Source organism: Streptomyces mesophilus, from assembly GCF_040300965.1.
Lineage (GTDB): Bacteria > Actinomycetota > Actinomycetes > Streptomycetales > Streptomycetaceae > Streptomyces > Streptomyces mesophilus_A.
The window spans coordinates 1-14,673 of the sequence record NZ_JBEPEW010000179.1 but is presented as its reverse complement, the minus strand read 5'-3'; the positions used below and the strand labels follow the sequence as shown (position 1 = coordinate 14,673).

Below are 14,673 nucleotides of genomic sequence, written 5' to 3'. Positions count from 1 at the left end.
GCGCGAGCGGCAACTGGCCGCACAGGCGCAGGACTTCGGCCGTCGCGTCCGGATCGCGCCCGAGCCGGCTCTCCGGCCCGCCCCCGTCGCCGCTGGCCCGGGTCAGGAGCTCGGCGCTCTCCTCAGGCGTGAGGACGTCGAGGGAGACCGGCGGCACCTCGTCGAGACCGAGCAGCCGATTACGGCTGGTGATCAGGGCCACCGATGATCCGGCGCCCGGCAGCAGCGGCCGCACCTGCTCGGCGTCGGCGGCGTTGTCGAGGACGATCACGGCCCGCCGGTGGGCCAGTTCGGCGCGCCACACCGCGGCGAGCGGTTCTATCCCGCCCTGCTGAGGGATGCGCTCGGACGGCACGTCGAGCGCGGCGAGCAGCGCCCGCAACGCGGGGTCCGCGCCCAGGGGTTCACGTCCGTCGGTGAACCCGTGCAGGTCGAGGTAGAGCTGGGCGTCCGGATAGGTGTCCGCGAGGCGGTGCGCCGCATGGACGGCGAGACAGGTCTTGCCGACCCCCGCCATGCCGTCGACGGCGACGACCCTGCTGCTGTCCACCGCGTCGAGCACGGCGGCGAGCTGGCCGTCACGGCCGGTGAAGTCGGGTACGTCACGCGGCAGATCGTTGCGCGGTGGACGCGGAGCGTCCGGGGGCGGCGCCGGGGGAGACACCTGCCGGCTGCTGCGCGGCGGCGCCGGCAGCGGGCTCGAGGCCCGCTCCCACAGCGGGCGCAGCGGGCGCGGATCGCGGCGTACGAACTTGCACAGCGCGAGCACCGAAGGCCACGGCGGCACCGTCTGACCGCCGAGATACCGCGACAGCGACGACGAGCTGAGCCCGACCTCGCGCGCCAGCGCCCGCACCCCGTGACCGGAGACCTCCTGCAACCCCCGTAGCCGTGCGGCCAGTTCGTCCCTCGGATCGGTCCTCGGCTCCTGCGGCCCCATGGCCCACCCCTCCCTGTCCCGCCCCCGGCGAAGTTTTCCTCCCCCGATCGCCGCTGTCCAGGGGCGTTCCGCCTGTCCCACGGTGTCCCACGGCCATCGCCGCACCACCCCCACCGGGGCTGTTATGGAGTCATCGCCCCGGCGGAACGGGGCGAACGGACAGGCCGGAAGCCCGGCCCTCAAGGAGGAACCAGAGATGCAGTCCCGTATGCAGAACCCCGCCGCCGTTCTCCCCGACGCCATGCAGTCCATCCAGGGCCTCTTCAAGGCCGTGCACTCCGGCGGAGTCGACGGAAAGATCCTCGAACTCGTCCACCTGCGGGCCAGCCAGATCAACGGTTGCAGCGCCTGCGTCGACGGCGGCACCAAGACCGCCCGCAAGTCCGGCGTCAGCGACGAGCAGCTCGCCACGGTCGTGGCCTGGCGCGAGGCCCCCTACTTCTCCGACGAGGAGCGCGCGGCCCTCGCCCTCGCCGAGGCGGCGACCCGGCTCGCGGACCGTTCCGACCCGGTGAGCGACGAGGTGTGGGACGCGGCCGCCTCGTACTTCGACGAGAAGCAGCTGGCCGCGATCATCCTGATGATCGGCGTGACGAACCTCTTCAACCGCCTCAACGCCACGACCCGCCAGATCGCGGGAGCCTGGGGCTGAGCACACACGGCACCCTCGGACCGGTACCTCCGCGCGAGCGGAGGCGCCGGTCCCGCTCGTTGTACGGCCTCATGGGAACTGCATGCACTCAGCAGAACCCGAGGTGCGGATCCGTCCCCGTCAGCTCGCAACTCGCCGCCCACAACCGGGTCGCCGTCTCCGGGTCGGCCATATGGGCGGGGACCGGCTCACGCCGGGGGAGACCGCGCAGCCCGAACCCCCGTGGACCCCACAGCTCGCCGCCCCGCACCTCGGGGTCGAGGGCGGCACGCACGATCGGCCAGGCACCGGCCTCCTTGCCCTGCAGCACGGCCCGCGCCGGCAGGGCGACCACCCGCGCACCACGGCCGACCTTGTGCAGCCCGGCACGCGGCGGGGTCAGCGAGTCGAGCGCGCCGCCGGGGTGGGCGACCACGCTGAGGACACCGCTGTCGAGCGCCCGCAGCCGGCGGTCGAGTTCGAACCCGAAAGACATCTGCGCAAGCTTCGAGCGGCCGTAGGAGCGCTTGGCGTCGTAGTCCTGAACCGACTGCAGATCGTCGAGGTCGAGCCGCTCCGAACGGGCCGCGAAGCTCCCCACCGTGACCACCCGCCCGGCCGGCGCGGCGGCGAGCAGCGGGGCCAGCCACTGGGTGAGGGCGAAGTGGCCGAGGTGGTTCGTGGCGAACATCAACTCACGGCCGTACGCGTCGAGATGACGCGTCGGTTCGTCCAGCGCGATCCCCGCGTTGTGGATCAGCGCGTCGAGCCGGTCGGCGTCCAGACGGTCCGCCACGGCCTTCACGGACGCCGGATCGGACAGATCCAGGAGTACGTGGCGCGGCCGGGCGTCCGGGGTCCGGGACCGGATGGAGGCCATCGCCGTCTCGGCCCTCGCGGCGCTGCGGGCGGCGAGGAGCACGGTGGCACCGGCCGCGGCGAGCTGCTCGGCCACGAAGTAGCCGATCCCGGCGTTCGCCCCGGTGACCAGGAACGTGCGGCCGGCGGCGGAGGGGAGACGGCGCACGTTCCAGGTGCGGGGCGCGGACATGACGTACTCCTCGGGGCTGCGACAGATGAACGTGAGCCCACCGTCGCAGCCCTCGCCGACATACCGCCTATACGCGGCCGACAGCGCCCGCCGGTAACCGGCTCAGAACATCCCGTTGCCGTTGGAGGCGTTCAGCGGGACGTCCTGGATCACGTCCCAGTGCTCCACGACCTTGCCGTTCTCCAGACGGAAGTAGTCCGCGAGGGCGCGGCCCGGGTTCTGCGGGTTGCCCGGCTCCAGGTCGAGGTGGGAGTGCGTGACGACCATGTCGCCCTCGGCGATGACGCGCTTGATGTCGAGCTTCAGGTCCGGGTACTCGCCGCGCAGCCACGTCACGAAGCCGGTGAAGGCCTCCGGGCCGTCCGCCGCGTCCGGGTTGTGCTGGACGTAGACCGGGCCGAAGTGGTCCGCGATCGCCTTCTGCGGATTGCCGCCGAAGGCCGTCCGGTAGTAGTCCACGACGATCTGCTTGTTGCGCTCGGCCTGGGCCTGGGCCTGGGCCTGGGTCTCGGGCCGGCTGGGGGTCTGGCTCAGGGACTGGGTCTGCTCGGACATGGAAAAACTCCGTCTCTGGGATCGGGTTCCCGGGTGACGGAGCTGGAGTGTGATTCGAGCTGTGAGTAGCACCAGGGAACCCAGGAACGATCATCTGGGTATGCCCTTCGCGTCCTGAGGGGCGGCCTGGGCAGGCAGCCGACGCTGGTACTACTTTCTCTTGCCGTCCACTCCTGACGATCTTGACCGGGAGGGCCGTACATCAGGATCAACCGTCATCCGACGGCGATCTCCTGGTGCGTCAACAACGGTAAAGGCCTGCCCTCATTTGTGCCAAATCGATCAATAACGCCATATCTACGCTCACCGCCGTATCCGCCCCCACGCGGTACAACAGACCCATGCCCGCCCCCGCGCACCCCCACCTGCCCGGCGTGGACGCCGTCACCCGAGCCGTGCTGACCGCGTCCAGGCTCCTGGTCGCCGTGTCGGCGCGCTCGCTCGCCGCGTACGAGGACCGGGTGACGCTTCCGCAGTTCCGGCTGCTCGTGGTGCTCTCCGCGCAGGGCGCCTCAAAGCTCGTCGCGCTCGCCGACGGTCTCGGCGTCAGCCCCTCGACCGCGATGCGGATGATGGACCGGCTGATCGCGGCCGGTTTCGCGGACCGGCAGATCAACCCCGCCAACCGCCGTGAGACGGTCCTGCGGCTCACCTCCGAAGGCGCCCGCCTCGTCGAGGAGGTCACCGCGCGGCGTCAGGGCGAGATCGCCGAGATCGTCGGACGGCTCGCGCCTGCCCAACGGACAGCCCTGGTCGAGGCGTTGACCGCGTTCACGCTGGCGGGCGGCGAACCCCTGGCCCCCTCGGCCGCGGACGCATACCCCCTGGGCTGGTCCGACTGCCCGCAGATCCCGGCTACTTGAGCGCCGGCTCCGGATCCTCGTCCGTCGTCTCCTGCGTCGGCGCGTCCGCCGCCACCGGCACATGCACCCACACCGCCTCGGACGGCACCCCACGGTCGTCGACGGCGCTCAGCATGTACCAGCCGGGCGGCACGAGCGCCGGATTCTGCGGCAGCGTGACCTCCACGCCCTTCTCGGTGCGGTCGAAGTCCAGCGCGATCGACCGCTGTTCGACGTTGGTCACATGCGTGAAGGAGCCCGGCCGGATCAGTCGCACCTTGCTGATCGCCTTCGGGTCGTCACTGTCGTACGACACCGTGGAGCCGAGCTTCACCGTCCGCCGCCCGCCCTCCGGATCCCGCAGCACCGGACGCGCACCGCCCTGGTGCAGATACGGCGGGGTGTAGATCTCCAAGGTCTGGTCGAACTTCGCCTTCTTGGAGTTGGCCTTGTCGGAGAAGAGCGAGTCGGAGCCGAAGGTCATCACCCGGCCGTCCGGCAACAGCAGTCCGCCCGAGTGGTAGTTGCGGCCCACGAGCGGATCGGCGGCGGCCGTGAACTTGTCCGTCTCGGGATCGTAGATCGCCGCCTTGAGCACATTGCTGTCGGACTTCCCGCGGTAGTCACCCGACCCGTTGGTCGTCAGGACCGTGTCGTCGGGCAGGATCACGCTGCTGGGATAACGGGCCTTGTCGTACAGCCGCGGCCCGTCACGGAAGCGGGGTTCGTCCTCGCGCAGATCCACAAGGCGCGTCCGGTCCGTCGACTTGGGCGACTCGCCGACCCCGCCGCCTCCGAGCACCATGTACCGCTGCTCCTGCGCGGGCGGAAGCAGTACCGACATCGAGGTCTCCAGGATGTCCGGGTCGCTGATCCCGGGCACCTTGGTGAACTTGTTGCTGTCCAGATCCCAGATCCCCGGTTCGCGCCCCTGGTCGTCGGGCCCGTAACCGGCATTGGAACCGGTGTAGAAGATCCGGCCGTCGGAGGCGAGGAAGAGCGCGGGATACGTGGGGAAGAACCGCGCCTTCGGCAGGAACTCCCACTTCCTCGTACGGGGGTCATAGATCTCGTTCTTGCCCGGCACCACCTGCCCGATGTCGTCGAGCCCGGACACCGACAGGACCTTCCCGTCCTCCAGCGTCGTCAGCGTCGGATACCAGCGCGCCTCGTGCATCGGATCGACCTGGACGTACCGCTCGGCCACCGGGTCGAACTCGAAGGTGTCCTTGATCCCTTGGAAGTCCTTCTTGTCGAACGACAGCTTCTGCGCGATGCCGTAGATGTTCTGCTTCTCGTCGCCTTCGAGCCCGGAGACGCGGTACTGGTCCTGCGTGCCGGTCTGATGCCGCGGCCCCTTCTCGAGCGCCTCGACGTACACGCGCGCACTGGACGCGGTGACCTCGGCCTTCCCGGTCTGCGGGTCGGTCTTCTTCTTCGCGCGCGGCACGATGACGCTCGCGTGCGACTCGAAGGTCCTGCCGTTCTCACGTCCGGTGAACCGGGTCCCCTTGGGCAGCGTCTTCGGCTCGTCCGGGTTCTCGTTGTAGACGATCATCAGGCCGCCGGCCTTCTCGACATCGCCTTCGAGGGTCTCGTACCGCTGTGTGCCGCCTGCCACGAGCAGTCTGCCGTCCGGGAGTTGGGTGTGTCCGGCGCAGAACAGGTCGGCGGGCGTGGGGATGTTCTCGAAGGTGTTCTCCTTCGGATCCCACAGCACCGTACGGAAGGTCTTCGCGTCGAACTGCTTGGCGTCGTTGCCCGACCCGGCCACGAGCAGCACCTTGCCCGTGTGAAGCAGCGCCGCATGGATCGTGTTGATCCGGTACTCCTCGGGCACGTCCACCAGGCTCCACTGCCCGCGCTCGGCCTTGTACTCGGCCTTGTCGATCTCGTACGCGTGGTACTGGGTCGAGGCGAAGTCGTAGACGGCGGGCGCGTTGGCCGCCGCGAGCACCACCACGGCGCCCGTGCCGAGCAGGATCTTGGACGTCCGCCGGCTCAGGCGGTGACGCTTCGGCTCCGGCATGCGCTGACTCCTGCATTCGTACGGCCTGGCGTGGTCATTCGTACGTTTTGGTACGGAATGCGACTTTAGGCCAGTGCAAGGATGCGCGCGCCCCGGGCGCGCGGGCAGGGTGAAGCCCGACGACAGAGGTGGAAGCCCGCGTACACGGAGCTACTCGGCAGCGCTCCGTACGATGTTGAAGGCCGCACCTTCCGGATCCGCCACGGTGGCCATCCTGCCGTGCCCGCTGTCGTGCGGGCCGCGCAGCACATGGCCGCCGAGCTCGCCGACCCGCCGCACCGTCTCGTCCACGTCCTCGACCTCGAAGAAGGTCGTCCAGTGCGCCCCGCGGTCACGCGGCAGCCCATGGCCCACGCCGTGGATCCCGGCCACCGCGCGGCCCTCCACGGAGAGCGTCAGATAGTCGAAGTCCGCGGAGACGACGGGCTCTTCGCCGAATCCGAAGACCGCCTGGTAGAACTTCGCGACCGAGGCGGTGTCCCGCGTCACCAGCTCGTTCCATACGGGGGTGCCGGGCAGCCCCGCCCCGCCGATGCCGCCGTGCTCCGCCGCCTGCCACACCCCGAACACGGCGCCGGCCGGGTCCGAGGCCATCAGCAGCCGGCCCGCGCGGTCGGCGTCCAGCGGCCCCACGCCGACCGTGCCGCCGCAGTGGCGGATGGTGTCGGCGGTGGCGTCCACGTCGTCCGAGGCGATATAGGGGGTCCAGGCGATGGGCAGATGCCGGTCGTGCGGCAGCACGCCGATACCGGCCACCTCATGGCCGTCGAGAAGCGCCCGCACATACGGTCCGAGCTGCTGCGGCCCCGGCCGGAACTCCCAGCCGAAGAGTGCACCGTAGAACTTCTGCGTACCGGCCAGGCCGTGCACCATCAAGCTCACCCAGCAGGGCGTGCCGGGCGCGCGCCGAGCTGCTGACTCGGTCATCGTCACTCTCTCCTCGGGGCGCATGTCGTGAGCAGCATGCCCGTTTCGCTCCCGCTCACCCTTCCCGGCGGTGCACGGTAATGGCCCCTCCCCGGCGCGAACAGGCTTTGCGCAAGGATGTGCCCATGAATGCCATCATCTCCGCTGCCGAACTTGCGAGCGAGTCGAAGGGGCAGTACCCGCCGGTACTTCTCGATGTCCGCTGGCAGCTCACGCTGGCCAAGACCGCGGGCGAGCCCTCCTTCGACGGCCGCGCCGCCTACGCGGCCGGGCACATCCCCGGCGCCGTCTACGTCGACCTCGACACCGCGCTCGCCGGTCCTGCGGGCACCGGCGGCCGCCACCCGCTGCCCGACCTCGAGGTGTTCGCCGAGGCGATGCGCGCGGCAGGCGTACGGCAGGACCGCCCCGTCGTCGTCTACGACGGCGGCCAGAGCTGGGCCGCGGCCCGCGCCTGGTGGCTCCTCCGCTGGGCCGGCCACCCGTCGGTACGCGTCCTCGACGGCGGCCTCGCGGCATGGGACGGCGAACTCTCCACCGAGACCCCCTCGGTCGAGCCGGGGGACTTCGTCCCGCGCCCGGGCGCCGTGCTGCTCCTCGACGCCGACGGCGCCGCGGCCCTCGCGCGCGAAGGCCTCCTCCTCGACGCCCGCGCGGGCGAGCGCTATCGCGGCGAGGTCGAGCCCATCGACCGCGTCGGCGGCCACATCCCGGGCGCGGTCTCGGCGCCCACCACCGAGAACGTGGGCGCCGACGGCCGCTTCCTGCCGGCCGCCGATCTTGCGGCCCGCTTCCGCACCCTCGGCAGCGAAGAGGCCCCCCGCGTCGGCGTCTACTGCGGCTCGGGCGTCTCGGGCGCCCACGAGGTCCTCGCCCTCGCCGTCGCGGGCATCGAGGCGGAGCTGTACGTGGGTTCGTGGTCGGAGTGGTCGTCGGACGAGTCGCGCCCGGTGGCCACGGGACCGAACCCGTAGTCCACGCGCCCGGTGTCCACGGGACCGAACCCGTAGTCCATACGTGAGGGCCCGCACCGAAACGGTGCGGGCCCTCACGTCACAGCGACGCTCAGTCCTTCTTCTTCCGCCGCGTACCGAACACGATCTCGTCCCAACTCGGCACCGCCGCACGGCGACCCGGCCGGACACCGTCCGCCTCGGCCTGCCGGTCCGTGGTGCCGACCAGACGGTCACGATGACCGGCCACCGACCGAGGCATCAGCACATCCGCATACGCGGACCCCGCCGAAGCCGCGGGCGCCGGCGGCTCCTCGAGCTCGGGCTCCGGGGCGACCGGCTCCTCGACCGTCCGCTCCGCGGGCGCCGCCGGCGCGGAGGCCGAAGCGGCCGGCGCGGGACGCTCGGGCACCACCAGATCGCCGCGGAAACTCGGCACCGCCTCCAGGAGGCTGGTGAGCGAGTCGCGCTCCGAGGTGGTGGACTCCTCGACGGGCTCCGGCGTCGGCGCCGGAATCTGCCGCTCGGGCCGCTCGGGCCGGTCCAGCTGTCGGTCGAGCGCACGGTCCAGCGGCCGGTCGCGCGGAAGGCGGGCGATCCGCGGCACGAACGGGAAGCTGGGCTCGGGCGCCGCGATGTCGTCGGACTCGCCGATCAGCGAGCGCGCCTCGTCGTCGACGGCCGCCACCAGACGCCGCGGCGGATCGTAGGTCCAGCTCGCCGAGTGCGGTTCGGCCGCGACCCGGTAGACGAGCAGGACCTCCCACGTGCCGTCGTCACGACGCCACGAGTCCCACTGGACGGTTTCCTTGTCGACGCCGCGCAGGAGCAGCCGCTCCTGCACCGCCTCGCCGAGCTGAGGACCTGCGTTCTCACCGGGGCGGCGGACAGGAGTCTTCCGGGCACGCTCGGCCATGAAGGCGCGCTCCGCGAGCACGGGGCCTTCGAAGCGACGTACGCGATCGACCGGAATGCCGGCGAGCTGGGCGACCTCTTCCGCGGTCGCACCTGCTCGTATACGCGCCTGGATGTCGCGCGGGCGCATATTCGACTCGACTTCGATCTCGATCTGGCCGAGCCGTGGCCGGTCGCCGCGCACAGCGGCGCGCAGGCGTTCGTCGATCGGAAGGGTGTACTCCGTTGAGTCCGCAGCCTTCAGCACCAGCCGTGTGCCGTCATTGGAGACGGCCACGACACGCAGTTCGGGCATGGGGACCTCCCGGGTGGTGCCTGCCGACGTCACGTGCGTCGCTGCTTCCGCTAGTCGAGTGTGGCCTGCCCGGGTGCAGCCTGCCACAACCTTGCCGAGTTGCCCGGCGTGTCGGGCATGGGTCCTTGATCGCCGTTATGGCACGGTTACCTATTCACCACGCAAAGTGACCGAAGTCGGGCAGATCGGTCACCCACGGTCACCCTGTGCAGCGATCCCCCTCCCGAAGGTCCCTCACGGGCCCCTGGGTACCCAGGCGGGAGTCCGAACCCAGGGCTCGCAACAGTACTCCATTCGGGCCACCTGGGTGGACCGGCGCGCCGCCGAAGTTGTCCCTGGGCAAGGGAGTTGACCCCTGCCGCATCCATATCCCCTGCTTACAGGGGTGTGCTGCTTCACAGAAACTCCCGAAACGGAACTATCCGCTTCGCCCAAAAGTCCCTTCTTGGTAGCAGTCAGGCGAGTCGGCGATCAAGGGACGGGGATGGCTCAGCAGTCGGAAACCGGAGCAGAGGACAAGAAGAAGCGCATTGACGTCAATGTGCCCCAGGTCGCGGGCGGTGCGCTCGCGGCCGTGCTTGCCGCGAAGTTGGCGTCCAGTTTCGGGGTGTACGGCACGATCCTCGGCGCCGGCGTGATGAGCATCGTGGCCACCTGCGGCGGCCCGGTGTTCCAGCACTTCTTCAAGCGCACCGGCGAGCAGGTGCGCGAAGCGGCGGTGAAGGCGAAGCCGGTGCGCGCCCGGCAGATACCGGTGGCGGGGGACGGCCGTCCGGTACCGGAGACGTTCCGCGCCGAGACCGAGCCGGTTTCCGGCGCGCAGCCGCCCGTCGCCCCGGCGGCCCCGAACACCCCGAACGCCCAGGCGATGATGACCACTTGGCGCCCCGGCGTGGTGGACGTGCCGCCGATTCCGCTCGACGGTCTCGCGGAGCCGGCGTCGTCACCGGCCGCCTCCTCCACCGCCGCCGACAAGACGCAGCTGCTCAAGTCCTCCGAGGTCACAAGGGTGTTGGGCACCACGCATGCCGCCGACGCCACGCAGGTGCTCGGCACTGTGGGACCCGCGGACGGCACAAGGGCGCTCGGGTCGGCGGACCCCGCGGACGCCACCCAGGCACTCGGTGCCGTGGACCCCGCCGACGCCACCCAGGCCCTTCCGGCAGCGGACCGCACCATGGTCCTGGGCTCCCTCGGCAGCGCGGACCGGGCCGACCGGCCGACTCAGTTCCTCGGAACGGTGGTCGGTCCCCATGGCGAGACCCTTGCCGCTCCGCCGGCCTTCGACTCGTACGCCGTCTCGCCCGTGCAAGGCAAGCGCATCCGCAGCTGGAAGCGGCCGGTGCTCGCCGCCGTCGTCGTCTTCGGGGTGACGATGGGCGGGATCACCGTGTACGAGGCGGTGGCCGGCGAGAACCTGGCCGGGACCGGCAACGGCTCGACGCTGCGCGGCGTGTTCACCGGAGGTGGCGGTGGTGGTGGCGGGGCCGGGGACGACACTCCCTCCCACACCCCCTCGTCCGTCACCAGCCCGTCCACCGGGACCGGCGGGCAGGAGGGTCACGGCACCCCGACGCCCGACCCCGGTGACTCCTCGGACGACCCGGGCGGCAAGACGCCCACGCCGACTCCCACACCTACGCCGACCCCGACTCCTACGCCCACCCCGACCCCCACGCCCACGCCGACGCCCGACGACCCCACCGGGGCCCCGACACCGGAGCATCAGCAGGGCGAGACGGGCGAGTAGCCGCCGAAGGCCTCAGTCGCCCAGGACCCGGCGCAGATAGTCGTTGCCGAACACCCGGTCCGGGTCGAGCCGGTCGCGCAGCTCGGTGAACTCGCCGAAGCGCGGGTACACCGACGCGAAGTACTCGGCGTCCCGGGTGTGCACCTTGCCCCAGTGCGGCCGGCCGCCGTGCGCGGTGAAGATCCGCTCGGCGGCGGTGAAATACGCCTGGTAGGGCGTGCCCTTGTACATGTGCACCGCGATGTACGCGCTCTCGCGGCCGGAGGCCGTCGAGAGCGTGATGTCGTCGGCGGGCGCGGTGCGCACCTCGACCGGGAAGCTGATCCGCAGGTTCGAGCGGTCGACCATGGCCCGCAGTTCACGCAGTGCTTCGACGAGAGCCTCGCGCGGCAGGGCGTACTCCATCTCCACGAAGCGCACGCGGCGTGGAGACGTGAAGACCTTGTAGGGAATGTCGGTGTACGTGCGGGCGGAGAGCGCCTTGCTGGAGATCTTCGCGATCGCGGGGATGGTTCCCGGCACCGCGCGGCCCAGTGAATTGACCACCTGGAACAGGCCGTTGGAGAGCAGCTCGTCCTCGAAGAAGCCGCTCACCCTGCCCACCGGCTGCTCGGGACCCGCGCTGCGGTTGTTGCGCTTGGTGTTGCAGTTGCCGGTGTGCGGGAACCAGTAGAACTCGAAGTGCTCGTTCTCGGCGTGCAGTTGATCGAACTCGGCCGTGACCCGGTCGAAGGTCATCGGCTCCTCGCGCGCGGTGAGCAGGAACTCCGGCTCCACGGCGAACGTGATCGCGCTGATCACACCGAGCGCACCGAGCCCGAGCCGGGCCGCGGCGAAGACCTCGGGATTCTCCTTCGGCGAGCAGCTTAGGACTGAACCGTCCGCCGTGACGATCTCGAGGGCCTGGATCTGCGCGGAGATCGAGGCCGAGTCGCGGCCGGTGCCGTGGGTGCCGGTGCTGGTGGCGCCCGCGACCGTCTGCTCCATGATGTCGCCCATGTTGGTGAGCGAGAGTCCCTCGCGGGCGAGCGCCAGGTTCAGGCGCTTGAGCGGGGTGCCCGCCTCGACGGTCACCGTGCCGGCCTCACGGTCGAGGTGCCGTATCCCGGTGAGCAGATCGGGCCGTATCAGGAGACCGTCGGTGGCGGCGGTGGACGTGAAGGAGTGGCCGGTGCCGACCGGCTTGACCCGGCGGCCGTCCTCGGCCGCCTGACGTACGGCGGCGGCGAGCTCCTCGACCGAGGCGGGGGTGATCTCCTGCGCGGGCCGGGCGGTGACGTTGCCGGCCCAGTTACGCCACGTTGTCCCGTACGCCTTCGGGCCGTTCGGTGCCCCCGTCGGTCCCGTCGTCGATCCCGTCGTACCCATCAGGTCCTCCCCGCAGCGGAACCGGCCTGGTCAGCCGGCGGTAGCCGAGGAACCCGATCAGGACCGCGACGCCGCCGGCGATGGCCGGCACCACATACGCCCGGTCCGCGCCGGCCGCGTCGATGACCCAGCCGGCCGCCGACGAACCGAGCGCGATGCCGACCGCGAGACCCGTGGAGGTCCACGTCATGCCTTCGGTCAGCTTCGCCCGGGGTACATGCTGCTCGACGAGGGCCATCGTGGTGATCATCGTCGGTGCGATGGACAGGCCCGCGACAAACAGCGCCACGGCCAAGAACAGCAAGTTCCCGACCAGTAGGAGGGGGATCATACTCACGCCCATCGCACACACGCCCAGGAGCCACCGCTTGGCGGCCGGGCCCTTGAAGTGCACGAGTCCGAAGACCACGCCGGCGAGACAGGACCCGGCCGCGTACACCGCGAGCACCAGGCTGGCCGCCTCCTTGGCGCCCTCGTGCTCGGCGAACGCGACGGTGACGACGTCGACGGAGCCGAACACCGCGCCGGTCGCGACGAAGGTCGCCATCAGGACCTGAAGTCCCGGCGAGCGCAAGGCGCTTCCGCCCGTGTGGTCCTCGCGGGGGTGGGGGACGGGTTCGGTGGCGTGCTGTGCCGTCAGCCAGAAGGTGCCGATCGCGAGGAACACACCGGCGAGCAGCGGGCCCGCCTCGGGGAACCAGACCGTGGACAGACCGATCGAGATGATCGGCCCGAAGATGAAGCAGATCTCGTCGACGACGGATTCGAAGGAGTACGCGGTGTGCAGCCGGCGCCGGTCGAGGCGGTACACCTCGGCCCAGCGGGACCTGATCATCGACCCGAGACTCGGCACGAATCCGACGAGCGCAGCGCACAGGAACAGCGTCCAGTCCGGCGCCTCGAACTTGGCGGCGAGCAGCAGGGCGGTGACCGCGGCGAGTGAGACGAACGTGGCCGGGCGCAGGACGCGCGCCTGCCCGTACCGGTCCACGAGCCGGGAGATCTGCGGGCCGATCACGGCCGCGGACAGGGCGAGGGTCGCGGAGAGGGCGCCGGCGAGCCCGTAACGCCCGGTGAGCTCGGAGATCATCGTCACGACGCCGATGCCCATCATGGCCAGCGGCAGCCGCCCGATCAGTCCCGCCGCCGAGAACGACAGGGTTCCGGGCGGCGTGAATATCTCGCGGTAGGGGCTGGGCAAGGTGACGCTCCGGTAAGGCGTGAGATGGGCCAATACAGCTTACGTCCGAGGTGTGGCCGGGCGCGCGCCCATTGCGGGAACACACGGGGCCAAGGGCCCGGCCGCCCTGCCCGACCGACGACCTAGGATCGGGACCATGTCCCACGCGCCCGACCCCACTCCGTACGACGCCCTCCTGCTGCTCTCCTTCGGCGGGCCCGAAGGCCCCGACGACGTGGTCCCGTTCCTGGAGAACGTGACCCGCGGCCGCGGCATCCCCAAGGAGCGGCTCAAGGAAGTGGGGCAGCACTACTTCCTCTTCGGCGGCAAGAGCCCGATCAACGACCAGAACCGCGCGCTCCTCGACGCCCTGCGCAAGGACTTCGCCGAGCACGGCCTCGACCTCCCGGTCTACTGGGGCAACCGCAACTGGGCCCCGTACCTGACCGACGTCCTGCGCGAGATGGTCACCGACGGCCACCGCCGCATCCTGGTCCTGACCACCAGCGCGTACACCTCGTACTCGGGCTGCCGCCAGTACCGCGAGAACCTCGCCGACGCGCTCGCGGCGCTCGATGCCGAGGGCCTGCCGCTGCCGAAGATCGACAAGCTGCGGCAGTACTTCAACCACCCCGGCTTCGTCCGGCCCATGATCGACGGCGTCCTGAACTCCCTCGCCGAGCTCCCCGAGGACGTACGGGAGAGCGCCCACCTGGCGTTCACCACGCACTCCATCCCCGACGCCGCGGCCGACACCTCGGGCCCCGTCGAGGGACACGGCGACGGAGGCGCGTACGTACGCGAGCACCTCGACGTCGCACGTCTGATCGCCGATGCCGTACGGGAGGAAACGGGCGTGGACCGCCCGTGGCAGCTGGTCTACCAGTCTCGTTCCGGCGCCCCGCACATCCCGTGGCTCGAGCCCGACATCTGCGATCACCTGGAGGAGCGGCACGCCGCCGGCGTGCCCGCGGTCGTGATGGTGCCGATCGGTTTCGTCTCGGACCACATGGAGGTCCTCTACGACCTCGACACCGAGGCCACCGCCAAGGCCGCCGAGCTCGGACTGCCGGTGGCCCGCTCGGCCACCGTGGGCGCCGACCCCCGCTTCGCGGCCGCCGTACGCGATCTGCTCCTGGAGCGGGCCGGCGCCGAGCGCGGCGAGAGCGTCACGCCCTGCGCCCTCGGCGCCCTGGGTGCGAGCCACGACCTGTGCCCGGTCGGCTGCTGCCCGGCC

At 70.8% G+C, this 14,673-nt stretch carries 13 protein-coding genes; 5 read left to right on the top strand and 8 right to left on the bottom strand.

The genetic code is table 11. The annotated features are described in order from the left end of the window. The coding region (locus ABT367_RS36620; protein WP_352257650.1) for a helix-turn-helix domain-containing protein at positions 1-940 on the bottom strand (940 nt) is incomplete at its 3' end. 196 nt (positions 941-1,136) lie between these two features. Between ABT367_RS36620 and ABT367_RS36615 the strand changes: the two genes are divergently transcribed. Next, entirely contained in the window at positions 1,137-1,592 is a 456-nt protein-coding gene (locus ABT367_RS36615; protein ID WP_352257648.1) for a carboxymuconolactone decarboxylase family protein, read from the top strand. Positions 1,593-1,680: 88 nt separating this feature from the next. Here ABT367_RS36615 and ABT367_RS36610 read toward each other — a convergent pair whose 3' ends face one another. Together ABT367_RS36610 and ABT367_RS36605 are read right to left on the bottom strand one after the other, a co-directional pair. After that, positions 1,681-2,622, bottom strand: coding sequence for an SDR family NAD(P)-dependent oxidoreductase (locus ABT367_RS36610; protein ID WP_352257646.1), 942 nt, complete (start codon positions 2,620-2,622; stop codon positions 1,681-1,683). Positions 2,623-2,724: 102 nt separating this feature from the next. Next, positions 2,725-3,177 (bottom strand): nuclear transport factor 2 family protein, encoded by a 453-nt coding sequence (locus ABT367_RS36605; protein WP_352257644.1) that lies wholly within the window; start codon positions 3,175-3,177, stop codon positions 2,725-2,727. Positions 3,178-3,518: 341 nt separating this feature from the next. On the opposite strand from ABT367_RS36605, the gene ABT367_RS36600 reads away from it, so the two are divergent. Beyond that, positions 3,519-4,040 carry a MarR family winged helix-turn-helix transcriptional regulator gene (locus ABT367_RS36600; protein ID WP_352257642.1) on the top strand — a complete coding sequence of 174 codons (522 nt, stop codon included), beginning with the start codon at positions 3,519-3,521 and terminating at the stop codon, positions 4,038-4,040. On the opposite strand, the gene ABT367_RS36595 is transcribed toward ABT367_RS36600, so the two are convergent. Then, positions 4,033-6,048, bottom strand: coding sequence for a kelch motif-containing protein (locus ABT367_RS36595; RefSeq protein WP_352257640.1), 2,016 nt, complete (start codon positions 6,046-6,048; stop codon positions 4,033-4,035). The two genes, ABT367_RS36600 and ABT367_RS36595, sit on opposite strands and share 8 nt — an antisense overlap. Positions 6,049-6,198: 150 nt before the next feature. After that, positions 6,199-6,975, bottom strand: coding sequence for a VOC family protein (locus ABT367_RS36590; RefSeq protein ID WP_352257638.1), 777 nt, complete (start codon positions 6,973-6,975; stop codon positions 6,199-6,201). A gap of 125 nt (positions 6,976-7,100) precedes the next feature. Here ABT367_RS36590 and ABT367_RS36585 point away from each other — a divergent pair, with 125 nt between their 5' ends. Beyond that, positions 7,101-7,949, top strand: coding sequence for a sulfurtransferase (locus ABT367_RS36585; RefSeq protein ID WP_352257636.1), 849 nt, complete (start codon positions 7,101-7,103; stop codon positions 7,947-7,949). A gap of 91 nt (positions 7,950-8,040) precedes the next feature. On the opposite strand, the gene sepH is transcribed toward ABT367_RS36585, so the two are convergent. Continuing rightward, complete coding sequence (gene sepH, locus ABT367_RS36580; RefSeq protein WP_352257634.1) at positions 8,041-9,138, bottom strand: septation protein SepH; 1,098 nt, start codon at positions 9,136-9,138, stop codon at positions 8,041-8,043. A gap of 484 nt (positions 9,139-9,622) precedes the next feature. On the opposite strand from sepH, the gene ABT367_RS36575 reads away from it, so the two are divergent. Beyond that, positions 9,623-10,888 carry a hypothetical protein gene (locus ABT367_RS36575; protein ID WP_352257632.1) on the top strand — a complete coding sequence of 422 codons (1,266 nt, stop codon included), beginning with the start codon at positions 9,623-9,625 and terminating at the stop codon, positions 10,886-10,888. Positions 10,889-10,900: 12 nt separating this feature from the next. Here ABT367_RS36575 and ABT367_RS36570 read toward each other — a convergent pair whose 3' ends face one another. Continuing rightward, complete coding sequence (locus ABT367_RS36570; protein WP_352257630.1) at positions 10,901-12,256, bottom strand: D-arabinono-1,4-lactone oxidase; 1,356 nt, start codon at positions 12,254-12,256, stop codon at positions 10,901-10,903. After that, complete coding sequence (locus tag ABT367_RS36565; RefSeq protein ID WP_352257628.1) at positions 12,180-13,457, bottom strand: MFS transporter; 1,278 nt, start codon at positions 13,455-13,457, stop codon at positions 12,180-12,182. Before ABT367_RS36565 ends, ABT367_RS36570 begins: the two co-directional genes overlap by 77 nt. Before the next feature lie 136 nt (positions 13,458-13,593). Here ABT367_RS36565 and ABT367_RS36560 point away from each other — a divergent pair. Next, on the top strand, positions 13,594-14,673 hold a 1,080-nt coding region (locus ABT367_RS36560), incomplete at its 3' end, for a ferrochelatase (RefSeq protein ID WP_352257626.1).